Below are 17,358 nucleotides of genomic sequence, written 5' to 3' on the forward strand. Positions count from 1 at the left end.
TATGCACAACAAGTCTGTAAATGACTGGACATATTATCTGACCAAACAGGCTAAAGCGAATGGTATTCTGCCATTCTATTGGGAGATAGGTTTTATGTTAGACAGAGCTAATAATGTGGTAAAGGATCAACCTATGTTAGATGCCCTTATTGAAGGATCTAAGTAAATAGTAAGAAATACTATAACTAAATAAAAATACGGTTTTTTAAAGGTTCATGTATAGCATTGAATTTAAAAAATCTGTGACTTCTTAGGAGTCACAGATTTACTTATAAAGAATCCTCAATGGATCGTATCCTGCTATTTAACCGGCGTAAATTTGATGCTCCATACCATGTCTGTCATTAAAAATTATTAATCAATTTAAAAAGAAAATCAATGAAAGTTAATTCGCTAATAGCGGTATTAATCTTACTGTCAGGTTCGCTGATAGCACAGGGAAATTATCAATCGCCGATAGGAGAAGGTAATGAGCCTGTTGCTGCAGGAAAGTTTAAGCCAACTTGGGAATCGCTCCAGCAATATAAAAGTCCCGTATGGTTTAGTAACGCCAAATTTGGCATCTGGGCACACTGGGGGTCGCAGTGTCAGCCAGGGCAAGGCGACTGGTATGCACGTGGTTTGTATGGAGAAAACCCCGACTATTAAAAGTGGCATGTTGCTCATTACGGCCATCCTTCCAAAGCCGGGTTTAAGGAAAGTATGATAAATAATATAAAATGGGTTGGGCTGATTTTGTTTGCTTGTCAGACTGCTTTTGGTCAATCATTTCTCGACAAAGAGATGCGACCGATAGCATTTTTAAATGAAGATGTTGTATTGTCAAAGTCATGGATAAAGCAGCGGGAACTTACTGGTAATCATTGGGGATAAACTTAAAATTAATTGTAATAAATAATTTCTTACTTAACTTTTATGAAAAAAATCATCTTGTGTTTTAGTATTTGTCTTTTTATCCAAACAAATTTATATTCTCAAAACTCTTAAAATTTGCGCCTATTACTCCAAGGTGGGCATTGGAACATATTGTTTGGGAGGATAGTGCCAACAACCAAGTTTTCTCGGAAAGACTTGTAAACTTATATTTAGCGCATAAAATGCCTGTGGGGGCTATTATTATTGATAGTCCGTGGTCAACAGCATATAATAACTTTGATTGGAATACAAAACGTTATCCAAATTCAACAGAGATGATTCATGGCTTCAATAAACAAAATATAAAAGTGATACTGTGGTTAACCGGATGTATAAATAGTACAGCTACAGATATGCCGATTCAAAAACACCCTTCATTTGATGAGGTTGTTGAAAAAAAGTACGCAGTAAACAATGGGAAAGTATCACATTGGTGGAAAGGCGATGGCTTGCACATAGATTTTACAAACAAGGATGCCGTAAAATGGTGGAATTCGCAACTCGATAAAGTTTTAATTGATGGAGTGTATGGATTTAAAGTGGATCAAGGTGAAATATATTTTGGTGATACCGTTCAAACATCAATCGGGAAATTAAAGAACACTGAATTTCGTCCATATTATTACAATAGTATGTTTCAATACATTACTAGTCGCAAAGCTAAAGGTGCAATAGTTGGACGACCATTCTCACATCAGGGAGGTGTGGAAGCATCGGTAGAAAAATTAAGCCTTGGATGGTGTGGCGATTTCGAAGGTTCTTGGGAAGGTTTAAAACTTCAGATAAACAATATATATAAAAGTGCAGAACTCGGATACGGTGCTCCCGGATGCGAAATAGGTGGCTTTTTTGGAGCCCGTGCCGATAAAAAAGAACTGATACGTTATGCCCAGTTTGGTGCTTTAACTGCCAGCATGATAAATGGAGGTGAAAATGGTGCGTTTACAAATCATTTACCCTGGTATCATGGCAATGAGGCAACTTTATGTTACCAGCAGGCGGTGTGGTTGCATAGTCAGTTAATTCCTTATTTATTCAGCACCATAGTGGATGTACATAAAACAAGTGGTTCGTTCGTTGATTAAAAATGTATCGTACAAACAAGAAAGCCACACGGTTGGTAATTATTTATTTACAAAAGCTATTACATCGGCAAACGATTCTGTAAATTTTAGTCTTCCAAAGGAAGGTAAATGGATGGATTTTTGGTCAAGAACTATTTTTGACGGAGGTGCAAATATTACTAAAACATATCCACTTAACCAATTTCCTTTATTCATTAAAGTAGGAGCAATTATTCCAATGAATATTACGAATAGCTATTCGGGTATCGGCGATTCAACTTTAACTGGCAAACAAACCATATACATTGTTCCAAACAGAGAGAAAACTGTATATCAATATTATCGACCGTTAGGAGATGGTATTGAGTTTGAGCCTATACGGATTACTCATGATGGTCAATCAAATGAATTAATTGTAGAAGGTAAGAATAAACTCCCGTACGCATTTTTAATTCAACAGGTTGCTAAACCCATTGAAGTGATTAATGCTGATGAATGGAAATACAATGAAACTAAGAAGAAGGAATTACTAATTCTTAAAAAAGGAAACAAGTTTAGTATTAAACTTAGGTTCTGACAAAAACGGATTCTATATAACAAAACTGGCCATATTGCATGTTATGGGCAAAAATACAACAACAATACACAGGAAAATTATTATAACCCGACACCAAATACTTTCCCGTGGATATAGATGCCATTATTGCAGGATCTAAGTAAATAGTAAGAGATACTATAACTAAATAGAAATGCAGTTTTGTATAGGTTCATGCAAAGCATTGAATTTAAAAAATCTGTGACTTTTTAGGAGTCACAGATTTACTACATATAGGTAATCTTACTGAAACCATGAATTTAAACTTAAAATTAATTGCAATTATAATACACACACAGATTTAGATCAATAATGAATATCAGAAAGATAGTTTTACAGGTAACAGCTCTTTTTGCTGCAGCGGGGGCACAGGCTCAAAACCCGATTATACAAACCATTTATACAGCCGATCCGATCCGGCGCCCAATGGTATATAAAGACACCGTTTACCTGTACACCGGGCACGATGAAGATAAATCGACTGTGTTTGTGATGAAAAACTGGCACTGTTTCACATCTACCGATATGGTGAACTGGACAGACCGCGGATCGCCCCTGTCGGTTAAAACGTTCATCTGGGCGAAGCAAGATGCCTGGGCTGGGCAATGCATTGCCAGGAATGGGAAGTTTTACTGGTACGTACCTATGACCCACGAAACGATGGGAATGTCAATCGGGGTGGCTGTTTCTGATAGTCCTACAGGTCCATTTAAAGATGCGCTTGGAAAACCACTGGTTCACAGCGGTTACGGAGATATTGACCCCACAGTATTTATTGATGGTGATGGTCAAGCATATCTCTATTGGGGGAACCCTTATCTTAAATACGTAAAGTTGAATCCGGATATGATTTCTTACGCTGAGGAGGTAGTTACGGTGCCGTTGAATAAAGAAGGTTTTAATGTACGATATAAAGATGCTGATAAAAGACCTTCAGCATACGAAGAAGCTCCATGGTTTTACAAACGCAAAAACCTGTATTATATGCATTATGCCGCAGGAGGTGTGCCTGAACATTTGGCATATTCAACCAGTACAAGTCCTACCGGACCATGGGTTTACCGGGATACCACTATGCGGATAATTGGCAAGGGAGGCGCTTTTACCAATCATCCAGGTGCGATCGATTATAAAGGCAAATCGTATTTGTTCTATCATAACGCTGCATTGCCAGGTGGTGGAGGTTTTACCCGTTCCGTTTGTGTAGATGAGTTTCAGTATAATAAGGATGGGACCATTCCGCGGATAACTCCAACAACCGAAGGTGTAAAACCTGTTGAACATTTAAATCCATTCATCCGCCAGGAAGCGGAAACTATGGCCTGGGAGCAGGGAATTGAAACCGAACGCAGCAACGACGCGGGAGTTTATGTAACCGAAATCAACAATGGCGATTTTATCAAAGTCCGAAGTGTTGATTTAAGAACGGAGCAGGAATATTTCAGGCAAATGTTTCATCTGCATCAGGTGGTTTTATCGAAATACATATGGATAGCCTCGAAGGAGAACTATTGGGATCCTGTGAGGTTAAAAACACAGGAGGCTTCCAAAGTTGGACCACCGTTTCAACTACAGTAAAGAAGACAAAGGGTGTTCACGATATATACTTTGTTTTTAAAGGCAGTCAAGGCGATCTGTTCAATTTCAACTGGTGGAGATTCGATAAATAAAATCTTCCTTAAAGAATAATTAATTAATTGAAATTAACCCTTAACGAGTATTCATTAGATAAAATAAAAAAAAATGTTTAGAAAAAAAGTGTTATTAAGTACGGTCCTTGCTATCTCTTTTCTGGGATGTATAGAAGATGCAGTAGCTCAGACGAATGCTGATAAGCCGAAAGTGGTTAGTGAAAAACTGGAAGAAAAATTCGCAAATGTTTCTTCAAAACTTACCTCCAATAATGCAAATCCTTTATTAGATTTTATATTCACCGCCGACCCAACAGCTGTAGAATACAATGGAAGAATTTATGTGTATGCCACAAATGATCATCAACAGTATGAGAAGGTAGGAAAGGATGGGAAAAATAGTTACGAGCATATCCGTTCACTGGTCATGATGTCTTCCGATGATATGGTCAATTGGACTTATCATGGCCTCATAAATACAGCAAAGCTGGCACCATGGAGTCAGAATTCCTGGGCGCCTTCCATTACATCCAGACTGGAAGCAGATGGTAAGACGCACTTTTATTTGTATTACGCTAATAGCGGTATTGGCACAGCCATGCTTACCGCCACCTCTCCCGTTGGCCCGTGGAGTGACCCATTAGGAAAGAATATAATTGACCGCTCTGTCCCCGGTGTGGATGTTGATGCTCCATTCGATCCCGGAGTTTTGATTGACGACCAAGGTACAGGCTGGCTGACTTTTGGAGGCGGAACGCCTAAAACGAAATATATGCCAGATAATGCCAGAATTGTCAAATTGGGGGCAGATATGATCAGTTTAGCCAGCGATATTGCTAAGATACCCGCTCCTTATTTTAATGAGGCCAGCGACCTTAACTTTATCAATGGAACCTGGGTTTATAGCTATTGTACGAGTTGGGATGAACGCACTGAATGGCCTTATAGCAATATTGCTAAACCAACCGCATGCAACATATCTTATATGACGAGTAAGACACCCTTAAATCAGGATAGTTGGAAGTATCGCGATAATTACTTTAAGAATACCGGTGAGGTTAAAGTGGGGCCTTTTACAAACAATCACACCCACTTGTTCAAGTTTAAAGAGAAATATTATATTACTTACCATGCCATGTATTTACAGGATTATTTTGATACTAAAGGTGGTTTTCGTAATGTGGGTATCGAGCCAATACAGGTGGATGAAGGGAATGGTGTGAATATCCCCATGGTCGACGCAACTTTTAAAGGTCCGGCACAACTTAACCCATTAAATCCATTCGTTCTTCAGCAAGCAGAAACCACTGCAGGTACTTCGGGGCAAGTCCAGTTCGAAGCTGATGGTAATCCGGGCAATATGGTTGCCATAGGAAAAATAGATAAACAATGTCTCATGGTCAGGGGAGCCGATTTTAGCAAACAGATTCCCGCCCAATTCGAAGCCCGGGTGAAAGGAAAAGGTAAAATTGATGTTTATGTAAATAATCTTAAAGGTAAACCTGTTGTTTCCCTCGTATCTGATGGTAACGATTGGACTACGCTCTCAAAGAAAATAGAAATGAAAATAGATAAAGGAGTAGGGAACATCTATTTTGTATTTAGTGGAGAGGGTTTTTTGTTTGATGAATGGAAATTTATTTATTAATCCTGGTTGCTGGTTTATCGATGCTAATTATAATTAAAACCAGGTAAGAATGAAAAAAACAATATCAATATGAAAAATACGATTTACAGGTTATTGATGACGGCCTTAATTATTATGCTTATAGTGCCGTGTTTATACGCACAAAAAGCCACTAACTAATCCCATTATTTATGCAGATGTACCCGACATATCAATAATACGCGTAGGCAATAGCTATTACATGAGCAGTACAACCATGCATATGAATCCGGGTGTGCCCATTATGAAATCGACAGATCTTGTCAATTGGAAAATTATCAACTATGCCTATGATACTTTGGCAGATCTGCCGGCGCTAAATTTGACAGACGGTCAAAACGCATACAGCAAGGGTTCGTGGGCAAGTAGTTTGCGCTATCACAAGGGGATATATTATGTAACCACTTTTGCATACACCACAGGTGAAACCTATATTTTTAAAAAACAAAAGATATAGAAAAAGGAAATTGGGAACGAATTTCTTTTAAGCCAGCGTACCATGACAATTCCTTGTTTTTTGATGATGATGGCAAGGTATATTTAATTCATGGCGCGGAAAGACTAAAAATTGTTGAATTAAATGAGGATCTAAAAGGAGTTAAACCAGGAGTTACGGAGAGGGTTCTCATCGCGAGAATGCCAGCGGACCAACTGGAAAAGAAGTAGGCCTTAGTGCTGAAGGATCTCAATTATTTAAAGTAAAAGGCAAATATTATTTATTTAATATTTGCGCACCACGCGGTGAAATGCGAACTGTAATTATACATAGGGCAGATAATATCAACGGCCCTTGGGAAGGAAAAGTTGGCTTACAGGATAGAGGAATTGCTCAAGGCGGACTGGTCGACACTCCAGATGGACGTTGGTTCTCTTATCTTTTTCGCGATTTTGCCGCTGTTGGCCGCGTTCCTTATCTCGTTCCTGTCAAGTGGGAAGAAGGCTGGCCTGTATTAGGAGAAAATGGTAGAGTCCCGGAACAGCTAGACCTGCCGGCCAGTAAAGGTTTGATTCCGAATTTGGTTGCTTCTGATGAATTCAACCGAAAGAAAGGAGAAGCAGCACTTCCTTTAGTATGGCAATGGAATCATAATTCGGATAATGCGCTGTGGTCTGTAACTGAAAGAAAAGGATTCCTTCGCCTCAAAACAGGAAGAATCGATACTGATTTTCTTCAGGCCAGAAACACACTTACACAACGCACTATTGGTCCAACCAGCTCAGCTTCTGTTGCCCTGGATGTTTCCAAAATGAAAGACGGCGATTTTGCCGGATTCTCAGCTTTCCAAAAAGAGTATGGATCAGTGGGCGTTAAAATTGATGCGGGTCAAAAAGTCGATCGTAATGATCACTACTGATCATGATAAGCCTGTAGAAGTAAAGCGAATTCCATTGGATCAAGATCAAATTTACTTCAGAATCGATTGTGATTTTACTGGTAAGAATGATGAAGCTAATAGCCTTTACGCTCTTAATGGGAAAGATGAAGCTAGTTTCTTTTACAGTCTTGACGGAAAGGTTTGGAAACCAATAGGGCGACCTTTGAAGATGAAATATAGCATTCCGCATTTTATGGGCTATCGTTTTGCTTTGTTTAATTATGCGACTAAAAACATTGGAGGTTATGCAGACTTTGATTACTTCCATATCAATGACAAGTAATAATATAAATGGCGGCTATAGTACAGCTGATATATAAAAAATAAATTAATGGATCATTTCGGAAATATAAAAATTAGAGGACAACAGTACATCTTAGTACTGTTGATACTTACACTACTTACTGCATTTTGCAAAAAAAAGGAGGATGTTCAATCGCTGCTGAGTGTTTCTTTATCTGAAGTAAATGCTTTGTATCCATCCTATAATACATCGCCAAAAGCACCAGATCAAACGGGTATGGGCAGTACAGCTGTTCAGCTGGCTGCGAAAATGCATTTAGGATGGAATATCGGTAATACCATGGAGGCTGAAGGTGGCGAAACGGGCTGGGGTAATCCTCAAATTACCGAATCGTATGTGAAATTTCTAAAACATACGGGTTTTAATGCTGTGCGGCTTCCTTGTGCATGGAACTGGCATCATTTAAGCGACCCCTCAAAAGCGAAAATTGATCCTGCATGGCTTAGCAGAGTAAAACAAGTAGTTCAGTATTGCGTAAATAATGATATGTATGTGCTGCTCAATATCCACTGGGATGGTGGCTGGCTGGATAAGAATATCAACGCACTTAAGAAAGACTCGGTTAATGCCAAGCAAAAAGCGCTTTGGGAACAGATTGCTACAACGATGCGGGATTTTGATGAGCATCTTATGTTTGCCAGTGCAAATGAACCTCCTGCGGAAAATGCAGAACAGATGGCAATCTTGAACAGTTATCACCAGACATTTATTAATGCTGTAAGGTCTACAGGTGGAAAGAACAGTTATCGGGTGCTTGTGGTTCAGGGACCTGGCACTGATTTCGAGAAAACCAACAATTTGATGAATACCCTTCCCACAGATCAGGTTGCCAATCGAATGATGGTTGAAGTGCATAATTACACCCCGTCCCAATTTACAATATTAGAGCAAGATGCAAGCTGGGGCAAAATGTTCTATTACTGGGGGACAGGTCACCACTCTACGATACGATCCAGCCTGACCGTAATGCAACGTGGGGTGAAGAGCGTGAGCACACCAGGCTGTTCGGCTTGATGAAATCCAAATTTATTGATAAAGGCATTCCTGTTATACTAGGAGAATATGGTGCATACAAGAGGGGAAATTCAAAAGATGTTCCTTTAGATCTGAAAGCACATAATGCTTCAGTAGATTACTGGAATAATTATATGACCAGGCAAGCTATTCAATTTGGTCTTAAACCTTTCTTTTGGGATACTGGCGGAGCATTAGACCGTAGAAACAATAAGGTGCTGGATCAGCGCACCATAGACGCTCTTATTGCAGGCCCTAAGTAAATAATAACTAGGGCTATATAGAGATAAAATGCCTATACCTAAAACTATTTGCCCAGTTGTTTTAAACAAATTATTACTCAATTCAAATCAATATTTTATAAACTTAAAAAACAAATTAACATGAAAAAAATCATTCTATTATTTTTTGCTCTACTAACAGGGATGTTAGCCAATGCACAGCAAACTCTGTATGCCGAAAATTTTGAATCAAATGTTACCATCCTTGGTGATGGTCAAATGCATACATTTAAACCATCTGCAAAGGCAGGAACATGGAGTGGTAAAATAGATCTAAAAACTGCTGGCGATGCCAATATAAATTTGCGTCAAGGGTGGGGTGAGCAATATAATTTGAAAATAGAATCTAAAGGTGCTGCTGTTACCATACCTAATATCAATGTAGCTGGTTTTACAAATTTAAACCTGTCTTATGAACTTGTTGTTGAAGATGCAGGAGATGCTGTAGCATCAAAAATTGAAGCAAGTACTGATGGCGGTGCTTCTTGGGTAACTCTACCTACAGTCGCTAGTGGTGGAGGTTGGTCTAAAGAACCAAAATTGGTTGCCTTGCCGTCAGGAAATTATAAAACAATAAGCCTTAGATTAAATCCCAATACAGTGAGTTCTAATGCTATAATGTTTGATAATCTTATAATTACTGGAAAGAAGCTGTAAGCCTGGCGGACGAATCGAATCGAACTCTTCATTGAAATCAAGGGTTGTATAAATTACTCAAAATCATTTGAGATGGTTAAAAAATAAATAATTGAATTTTTTGTATGGAGCCAGCGTGAAAATGCTACTGGCTCCATTTTATACAAGGTTTATTATTTAAATAGTTCTGATAACAACATATGAATAAAATTATAGTAACAATCTTATTGATCCATTTCAGTATTTGTGCAACAGCACAATATCAGATAAACCAGAACGTGAAAGCCCCGGCTTTCTATACGAATCCCATTTTTTCGGGAGATTATCCTGATCCAAGTATATTACGTGATGGAGATAATTATTACATAGTCCATTCTTCTTTTGAATATTACCCAGGTTTATTGATCTGGCAATCCAAAGATTTGATCAACTGGAAGCCGGTAACTCATGCCTTACACAAAAAAGTAGGTTCGGTATATGCGCCCGATTTGGTCAAGTACAAAAATAAGTTCTATATCTATTTCCCGGCAAACGGCACCAATTATGTGGTTACGGCAGATTCGATCAATGGTAAATGGAGTGACCCTATTGACTTGAAAATCGGCAACATTGACCCGGGGCATATTGTAGATGAGCACGGCAAAAGGTATTTATTTTTTAGCAGTGGAGGGTTTGTACCTTTGGCTGACGACGGTCTTTCTATTGTAGGGAGTCAAAAAAGTTCATACAACGGCTGGCCTATACCTAGAAATTGGTCTATTGAGTGTTTTTGTCTGGAAGGCCCTAAGTTGATAAAAAGGGGAGAATACTACTATATTACTGTAGCCGAAGGCGGAACAGCAGGTCCCATAACCGGGCACATGGTCGTATCAGCGCGATCTAAATCGTTATCCGGCCCATGGGAAAATTCTCCTTATAACCCGATTGTCAGAACAACAGAAAAATCTGAAAAATGGAGATCAAAAGGGCATGCGACCATAATTGATGACGTGAAAGGAAACTGGTGGATGGTATTCCACGCCTACGAAAAAGACTTTTATAATAAAGGTCGGCAGACCATGCTTTTACCTATAGAATGGACAAAAGATGGCTGGTATAAAGTGCCGACCGGCACAATAGATAGCCAGCCGATCAGAAAGCCGGATTTGGCCCCTTCTAAAACCAGTTTTAACCTGAACGACAATTTTGTGGGTAATAAATTAAAGTCTCAATGGCAGTTTTTTGAAGAGCTGGATACCAACAGATTTCAAGTGGCTAACAACAGCTTGTCAGTAAAAGCAAAGGGAAATACGATAGGCAATAGTTCTCCTTTATTATGCATTCCTGAAGACCACTCCTACACCATTGATGTTGAGGTATTAATTGAAGGAAAAGCAACTGCCGGGCTGGCTCTTTTTTACAACAGCACTGCATCTTCCGGTATACTCGCCAACAATGAAGATATAGTCGCCGATTTGCGTGGCTGGCGAGCTCTGGCTGAAAAAAATGTAGTTAACAACCATGTGTTCATCCGTCTCAAAAATGTAGAAAACACGGTAGATATGTATTACAGTAAAGATGGTGTGAAATGGAACAAAATTGAAAATTCCTTTGAGGTATCGGGCATGCACCATAATGTACTTAGCGGATTTTTGAGCTTACGCATCGGCCTTTGTTCCATAGGAGAAGGGAATGTGACTTTTAAGAATTTTAAATATAAAGCCATAAAATAGGCATATGCTTATCACATGAGGATATCCTAATATTCAATTTTCAATATGAAACCATCATGATTTTCAAACTCACAAAGTGGAATGAATAAATCATGATAGCTTCATCTCCATTAAAAAACAATTATGTACTGATGAAAAAAAAAATAAAATATATTGGGCTGTTTTTGTTTGTTTGTCAGAAAGTTTTTGGACAATCATTCCTTGACAAGGCGAAGCAGCCCATTGCATTTTTAAATAAAGATGTTGTTTTGTCTGAGTCATGGATAAAGCAGCGGGAGACTGTCAATACAAAGTATATTTATCAGTTTGATACAGATCGGCTACTACACAATTTTAGGATAAATGCCGGAATTGAATCGAAAGCGAAACCGCTTGAAGGTTGGGAGTCGCCTAATGTGGGATTGCGGGGGCATTTTGTAGGTCATTATTTGTCGGCTTGTGCTTTTTTGATTGAGAAAACGGGTGATACTTTGCTTCAAAAACGTGTGAAATATATGGTTGATGTGCTTGAAGAGTGTCAGCAAAAACTTGGTGGCAAATACCTGAGCGCATTCCCCCAAAAAGATTTTGCTGTATTGGAAACACAATTTAGTGGAGTTTGGGCCCCATACTATACCTATCATAAAATTATGCAGGGAATGCTCGATGTTTACCAGCATACAGGAAATAAAAAAAAGCCTATACAATAGTTATTAATATGGCTGCTTATGTAAAAGAGCGTATGGATAGACTTTCGCCTGAAACTATTGAAAAAATGCTATATACTCCTCAGGCAAATCCCGCAAATGAAGTGGGTGGGATGAATGATGTACTACAGAAATTTTTGAAATTTCCAAAGATTCAACTCATTACAGATTGGCTTGTCTTTTTGATCGTAAATGGTTCAGCCAACCATTGTATGAGGGAAAAGATATTTTGTCAGGATTGCATTCTAATACTCATTTGCCTTTGATAATTGGGTTTGCCAAAAGGTATGAAAATACCGGAGACAACTATTATCGTGATGTTGTTTCCCATTTTTGGGATATGCTGGAACATCATCATTGTTATGTGAATGGTTCTAGTAGTGGTCCAAGGCCTATTGCTACAACTCCAACAGCTCAAACTTCAGAACACTGGGGGAAACCAGATTGTTTAAGTACGACTCTTACTGACAAGACATCTGAATCATGCGTTTCACATAATACTCAAAAAATCACAAGTACTTTATTTCGTTGGACTGCCCAACCCGAATATGCCGATGTATATATGAATACGCTTTATAATTCCGTTTTTGCACTACAAAATTCCGAAAATGGATGGAATGTTTATTCTTTGCCATGTTCTCCGAATAAAAAGGGCTTTGCCAGTCCCAGTGAGTTTTTTTGTTGTAACGGAACAACTATAGAAGCGTTTACGAACTTAAATGCTAATATTTATTTTCATAACAATGATAACCTTTGGGTGAATTTGTATATCCCTTCCACTGTAAAATGGAAATCCAAGGGAATTACTTTGTCACAGACGTCCGATTTTCCAGATGATTCTATCGTAAAATTTAACATAACGGCTAATAAAACTACGCCTTTTGCATTGAAATTATTTATCCCATCCTGGGCTGACGAACAAACTCAGGTTTTGGTAAACGGAGAACCAATTACAACTAAAGTAACTCCGATGTCTTATTTTATAATTGATAGAAAGTGGAAAAACGGGGATAAGATAGAAATACGGTTTAACTATCATTTTAATTTAAAAAAAATGCCTGATAATCCAAACGTAGTTGCACTGTTTTATGGACCGATTTTATTAGCATTTCAAGTTAATGAAGAAACAATTTTAAAAGGAAATGTGGTAGATATTTTGAAAAATATTTCTAAACGAGAAAATTCTATGTCATTTTCATTGAAAAATAATGGAAAAGAATATAGGCTTCTGCCTTTTTACAAAGTAACTAATGAGTCGTACGGAGTGTATGCAACTTTGCGAAATGAGTATTAGGGATTTAGCTTGCTATTCCTAATAACGAATAATTAAAAACTAAAATAGAAAAAACTATAATATAAACCTAAATAAAATGAAATATACGCTTACCTTGGTTTTGGCACTTGTTTTTAGTGTTACAAATGCACAAACAGCCCCAAAAAAATATCATCAATGGGCATCAACACCGCCTCTCGGTTGGAACAGCTGGGATTGTTTTGGAACAACAGTTACTGAACAGCAGATAAAAGAGCAGGCAGATGCGATGGCAAAATACCTTTTGCCGAGCGGATACAACTATCTTACAGTGGATATTGAATGGTACGAGCCTGAATCGAAAGGACATGCTTACGACCCGAAAGGCGATACTTACCATGGATGAATATGGTCGCTTAACTCCCGGTCTGAAAAAATTTCCTTCGGCCGCAGATGGAAAAGGGTTCAAGCCTCTTGCAGACTATGTGCACTCCAAAGGACTGAAATTCGGTATTCATATTATGCGCGGAATTCCTCGTCAGGCCGTGGAAAAAAATACGCCGGTATTCGGGACAAACGTAAAAGCTCAGGATATTGCCATTAAAAGCTCTATCTGTGGATGGAATCCTGATATGTACGGCGTTAATGCCAATAGCCCTGAAGGTCAGGCTTACTACAATTCCATTGTGCAGATGTATGCCGACTGGGGAGTGGATTTTATCAAGTGCGACGATATTTCACGCCCATACGATGATGTACAAAAGGCAGAAATAGAGGCTCTTCGTAAAGCAATAGATAAAACCGGGCGTCGTATTCTGTTAAGTTTATCTCCGGGAGCAACGCCGGTTAAAATGGGCGAGCATGTTATGAATCATGCTAATATGTGGCGTATTACCGACGATTTTTGGGATCGATGGGGATTGTTGCAAGGCATGTTTGAGCGAATGGATGCGTGGACACCTTTTCGTGGATCCGGCCATTTTCCAGATGCCGATATGTTACCCATTGGAATTGTTGAATTCAACCGTCCAACTCATTTCACTAAAAACGAACAATATACGCTTATGAGCCTTTGGGCTATTGGTCGTTCGCCACTTATTTTTGGCGGAGATATGACTAAGCTTGACGATTTTACCAAGGAAATACTCACCAATCCCGAAATGCTAAAAGTAAATCAAAACAGCACAAACAACCGTCAGGTATCGCGGGATAAAAACCTAATAGTATGGGCTGCAGACGTACCCAATAGCAAAGATAAGTATGTTGCGCTTTTCAATGCACAAAGCACAGGGGATAACCTTGATTTCAACAACGCTGATTACGCAAGCCCTGTCATCGCAGGCAAGGGCAGCTCCCAAAAAGTAGAGGTTTCAGTAAAAGGCGGAAAGAGACTTGTGTTATTTGTAAAAGACGGAGGCAACGGCATAAATATGGATCATATTGTATGGGGAGAGCCCGTTCTACATGGTCCGAAGGGCGACTTGAAACTGACCGAACTGAAATGGCTCAGCGCAAGTTCTGGTTGGCAAGAAGTACACGTTAATCGCACTGTAGATGATCAGCCCATTGTTATTAATGATAAATCTCTCGAAGGAATTGGCGCACATGCTGAGTCGGTAATTATCTATCAATTGCCTGAAGGTTATGATTCTTTTACAGCAACCGGTTACGTAACACAGGAAGGAGGCTCTGTAGTTTTTGGGGTATTGGTGGATAAAGGAATATTAGATTTCCCCGACAAGTCCAATGTAAAAGTAAACTTTGAAGCTATTAATATAAAAGGCAAAGTAAAAGTACGCGATTTGTGGAGTCACAAAGATCTCGGAACTTTTGATGGAAGTTTTGAGCGTGAATTACCACAACATGGGGCTGGACTGTATCGGATAACTCCTTTGCATTAAGATACGCTGTAAGCGGTATAAAGCTTTCCAAATTATCAAAAAACAATACGATGGATATACTATAAAACCAATGAAAAGAATTTTAGGAACTGTCTTTATTATTTCAATTGCGATTTTTGGCTTAAATGCACAAAATAAAAAAAAGCAGGCTAAATCGAGAAGTGAATCCTATTTACTGCCGGCATTTCCCACAATACCAGTAATATTACCACAAGACAGTATTACAGTTGGTGACTTGAAATCGTTCCCAGAAATGAAATTGAATATTCCCATCGCATCCGGCCCGTTTGAACCAACCTGGGAATCCATAGAGAAGAATTATCCCGGTGAACCAGCATGGCTTCGAGAGGCTAAGTTTGGTATCTGGGTTCACTTTGGACCACAAGCGGCAGGTGAAAGTGGTGACTGGTACGCACGAAATCTTTACATAGAGGGTACGACTGCTTATAAAAATCACCTCAAAAAATATGGTCACCCACCCATCCGAATCCGGATATAAGGAAGTACTTCGTGATTGGAATCCCACAAAGCTTGACCCGACTGCGCTTACAAAAATTTATAAAGCTGCAGGTGCCCGTTTTCTAATGATTCAGGGGGTGCATCACGATAACTACGATATGTGGAATTCAAAATATCAACCATGGAATTCCGTAAATATCGGTCCAAAGCGTGATTTAATTAACGAATGGGCGAAAGCTTGTCGCGCCAATGGAATGCATTATGGCGTAACATTCCACCATGAGTATACCTGGTGGTGGTGGCAAACGGCTTTTGGCAGCGATAAAGATGGTACAAAAAAAGATGTGCTTTATGATGGGAGCCTGACTCTTGCCGATGGTAAAGGTAAATGGTGGGAAGGATACGATCCACGGTTGCTTTACGGTATTAATTTGCTTGAGTACAAGGGGGTAAGCAAAGCTGCACAATCAGGATGGTCACCTCCACCGGCGGGAATATTCACAAATCACCTGGATTACGCAAGGTGGTATGCAACAAAATGGGCATTGCGAATGATGGATGTAGTGCAACATTATGACCCCGATTTCATTTATACAGATGGTTACGTACAGGGCCCTTTTACCGGTGATGGAACCGGAACCGGTCTCAAAGCAGATGCTATGCAAACGGTTATTGCCGATTACTATAACCGTACACTCAAAAAGCATGGTTCAGTAAATACTTTCAGTATCGTGAAATTTCGAAGGAAGACTAACGGCATAGTAAACACAGTGGAATCTGGTGTTCCTGCAGATATCAAAACCGATCAGCCATGGATTGCTGAAACTCCGGTTGGTGACTGGTTTTATGCTCCAGGTTTTACTTACGATTCGGGAATGATGATTCGATATATTATTGAAGCCATTGCCCGCGATGGTAATGCAGCCTTATGTATTTCCATTTTACCTGATGGTTCATTAGACGAAGGAAGTATCAAAATGTTGAAAGAAGTCGGTGTTTGGATGCAACGAAATGGCGAAGCTGTTTACGGTAGTCATGCATGGACCATTCCAGGCGAAGGAGAGCAAATCAACGGCAAGTTAAAAATGCTTCCTAATGGCGGGTTGAATCGTAAACATGCAGAATTCAAATTTGATGCTCAGGACATTCGTTTTACTATTGGTAAGAACGGTGCATTCTACGCATTTTGTATGAACGTACCAGCTCCGGGAGAACAGTTGAAGATCAAATCTCTTGGCACAGATGCGAAGTATTTTAATAAGCCTGTCAAAAATGTGAAGTTGCTTGGATATAAGGGCAAATTGCAATGGAAAATAGAAGGAGATGGTCTGGTTGTCACTTGTCCGGCGAAAATGCCATTTACAACTGCTGTCGTTTTCAAGGTCGAATGAGGACTACAGTAATTTTAAATAAAGGATTTTTTTTTATTATTAAATGTAGTGTTTTAAATAGACCTTAATTATAAATCGGATAAGTTTTGAAATATATTAACGAAACAAAATGAAGGACTTAAGTTCATATAAAAAACAATATATCACACAAAACAACTCGTATTCGTATTTATACTATGTATATGCTTTTTTTCAGGATATGCACAAAATGGAACAGAAAGAAAACAGTTATTTGATTATGATTGGAAATTCTTTTTAGGTGATGCGCCGGAAGCTAAAGCAAATGATTTCAATGATTCAGGTTGGCGTAAACTTGATCTGCCGCACGATTGGAGTATTGAAGGAAAAACTCATCCTAAAAATGCTACAGGCGGAGGTGGCGGATTTTTTCCGTCAGGAATGGGCTGGTATCGAAAAACCTTTAAGGTGCCTGATAGCTGGAAGGCAAAAAAAAACAGCTATTTATTTTGAAGGC

At 39.0% G+C, this 17,358-nt stretch carries 20 protein-coding genes and 1 pseudogene; all 21 read left to right on the plus strand.

Features of this window, described 5'->3' with window-relative positions; all coding sequences use genetic code 11:
- Position 1 precedes the first annotated feature (1 nt).
- The 21 genes and pseudogenes from ACWYN3_RS01835 to ACWYN3_RS01935 all read left to right on the plus strand — a co-directional run bounded on the left by ACWYN3_RS01835 (position 2) and on the right by ACWYN3_RS01935 (position 17,354).
- Positions 2-166 (plus strand): hypothetical protein, encoded by a 165-nt coding sequence (locus ACWYN3_RS01835; RefSeq protein WP_456219610.1) that lies wholly within the window; start codon positions 2-4, stop codon positions 164-166.
- A 212-nt stretch (positions 167-378) separates the two neighbouring features.
- On the plus strand, positions 379-648 hold the full coding sequence (locus tag ACWYN3_RS01840; protein ID WP_456219611.1) for an alpha-L-fucosidase: 270 nt from the start codon (positions 379-381) through the stop codon (positions 646-648).
- Between the two features lie 296 nt (positions 649-944).
- Complete coding sequence (locus tag ACWYN3_RS01845; RefSeq protein ID WP_456219612.1) at positions 945-2,000, plus strand: TIM-barrel domain-containing protein; 1,056 nt, start codon at positions 945-947, stop codon at positions 1,998-2,000.
- Complete coding sequence (locus ACWYN3_RS01850) at positions 1,966-2,556, plus strand: hypothetical protein (protein ID WP_456219613.1); 591 nt, start codon at positions 1,966-1,968, stop codon at positions 2,554-2,556. Before ACWYN3_RS01845 ends, ACWYN3_RS01850 begins: the two co-directional genes overlap by 35 nt.
- Before the next feature lie 444 nt (positions 2,557-3,000).
- Positions 3,001-3,753: pseudogene (locus ACWYN3_RS01855) on the plus strand (family 43 glycosylhydrolase); the annotation flags it as partial.
- 302 nt (positions 3,754-4,055) lie between these two features.
- Positions 4,056-4,244, plus strand: a complete 189-nt coding sequence (locus ACWYN3_RS01860; RefSeq protein ID WP_456222837.1) for a carbohydrate-binding protein — start codon at positions 4,056-4,058, stop codon at positions 4,242-4,244.
- Between the two features lie 73 nt (positions 4,245-4,317).
- Positions 4,318-5,853 carry a glycoside hydrolase family 43 protein gene (locus ACWYN3_RS01865; RefSeq protein WP_456219614.1) on the plus strand — a complete coding sequence of 512 codons (1,536 nt, stop codon included), beginning with the start codon at positions 4,318-4,320 and terminating at the stop codon, positions 5,851-5,853.
- A gap of 196 nt (positions 5,854-6,049) precedes the next feature.
- Positions 6,050-6,328, plus strand: coding sequence for a family 43 glycosylhydrolase (locus ACWYN3_RS01870; protein WP_456222838.1), 279 nt, complete (start codon positions 6,050-6,052; stop codon positions 6,326-6,328).
- Positions 6,329-6,617: 289 nt separating this feature from the next.
- On the plus strand, positions 6,618-7,226 hold the full coding sequence (locus ACWYN3_RS01875) for a beta-xylosidase family glycoside hydrolase (protein ID WP_456219615.1): 609 nt from the start codon (positions 6,618-6,620) through the stop codon (positions 7,224-7,226).
- Positions 7,213-7,530, plus strand: a complete 318-nt coding sequence (locus ACWYN3_RS01880) for a beta-xylosidase family glycoside hydrolase (RefSeq protein ID WP_456219616.1) — start codon at positions 7,213-7,215, stop codon at positions 7,528-7,530. The genes ACWYN3_RS01875 and ACWYN3_RS01880 overlap by 14 nt, the downstream gene beginning before the upstream one ends.
- A 102-nt stretch (positions 7,531-7,632) precedes the next feature.
- Complete coding sequence (locus ACWYN3_RS01885; RefSeq protein ID WP_456219617.1) at positions 7,633-8,565, plus strand: glycoside hydrolase family 5 protein; 933 nt, start codon at positions 7,633-7,635, stop codon at positions 8,563-8,565.
- The gene (locus ACWYN3_RS01890; RefSeq protein ID WP_456219618.1) at positions 8,565-8,828 is read left to right on the plus strand and encodes a hypothetical protein; all 264 of its coding nucleotides are present in this window, start codon (positions 8,565-8,567) and stop codon (positions 8,826-8,828) included. Before ACWYN3_RS01885 ends, ACWYN3_RS01890 begins: the two co-directional genes overlap by 1 nt.
- 120 nt (positions 8,829-8,948) lie before the next feature.
- Positions 8,949-9,503: a hypothetical protein gene (locus ACWYN3_RS01895; RefSeq protein WP_456219619.1), complete on the plus strand. Its 555-nt coding sequence runs from the start codon at positions 8,949-8,951 to the stop codon at positions 9,501-9,503.
- 179 nt (positions 9,504-9,682) lie between these two features.
- Complete coding sequence (locus ACWYN3_RS01900) at positions 9,683-11,194, plus strand: family 43 glycosylhydrolase (protein WP_456219620.1); 1,512 nt, start codon at positions 9,683-9,685, stop codon at positions 11,192-11,194.
- Between the two features lie 131 nt (positions 11,195-11,325).
- Positions 11,326-11,883, plus strand: coding sequence for a beta-L-arabinofuranosidase domain-containing protein (locus ACWYN3_RS01905; RefSeq protein ID WP_456219621.1), 558 nt, complete (start codon positions 11,326-11,328; stop codon positions 11,881-11,883).
- A 139-nt stretch (positions 11,884-12,022) separates the two neighbouring features.
- Entirely contained in the window at positions 12,023-13,174 is a 1,152-nt protein-coding gene (locus ACWYN3_RS01910) for a beta-L-arabinofuranosidase domain-containing protein (RefSeq protein WP_456222839.1), read from the plus strand.
- A gap of 76 nt (positions 13,175-13,250) precedes the next feature.
- Positions 13,251-13,538: a hypothetical protein gene (locus ACWYN3_RS01915; RefSeq protein WP_456219622.1), complete on the plus strand. Its 288-nt coding sequence runs from the start codon at positions 13,251-13,253 to the stop codon at positions 13,536-13,538.
- Positions 13,531-15,033: an NPCBM/NEW2 domain-containing protein gene (locus tag ACWYN3_RS01920; protein WP_456219623.1), complete on the plus strand. Its 1,503-nt coding sequence runs from the start codon at positions 13,531-13,533 to the stop codon at positions 15,031-15,033. The genes ACWYN3_RS01915 and ACWYN3_RS01920 overlap by 8 nt, the downstream gene beginning before the upstream one ends.
- A 70-nt stretch (positions 15,034-15,103) precedes the next feature.
- Entirely contained in the window at positions 15,104-15,532 is a 429-nt protein-coding gene (locus ACWYN3_RS01925; RefSeq protein WP_456219624.1) for an alpha-L-fucosidase, read from the plus strand.
- Positions 15,501-16,883, plus strand: coding sequence for an alpha-L-fucosidase (locus ACWYN3_RS01930; protein ID WP_456219625.1), 1,383 nt, complete (start codon positions 15,501-15,503; stop codon positions 16,881-16,883). Before ACWYN3_RS01925 ends, ACWYN3_RS01930 begins: the two co-directional genes overlap by 32 nt.
- A gap of 180 nt (positions 16,884-17,063) precedes the next feature.
- A complete protein-coding gene (locus ACWYN3_RS01935) occupies positions 17,064-17,354 on the plus strand; it encodes a sugar-binding domain-containing protein (RefSeq protein ID WP_456222840.1) in 291 nt (96 codons plus the stop codon).
- Positions 17,355-17,358 lie beyond the last annotated feature (4 nt).

It is taken from the genome of Pedobacter sp. NJ-S-72, from assembly GCF_053890575.1.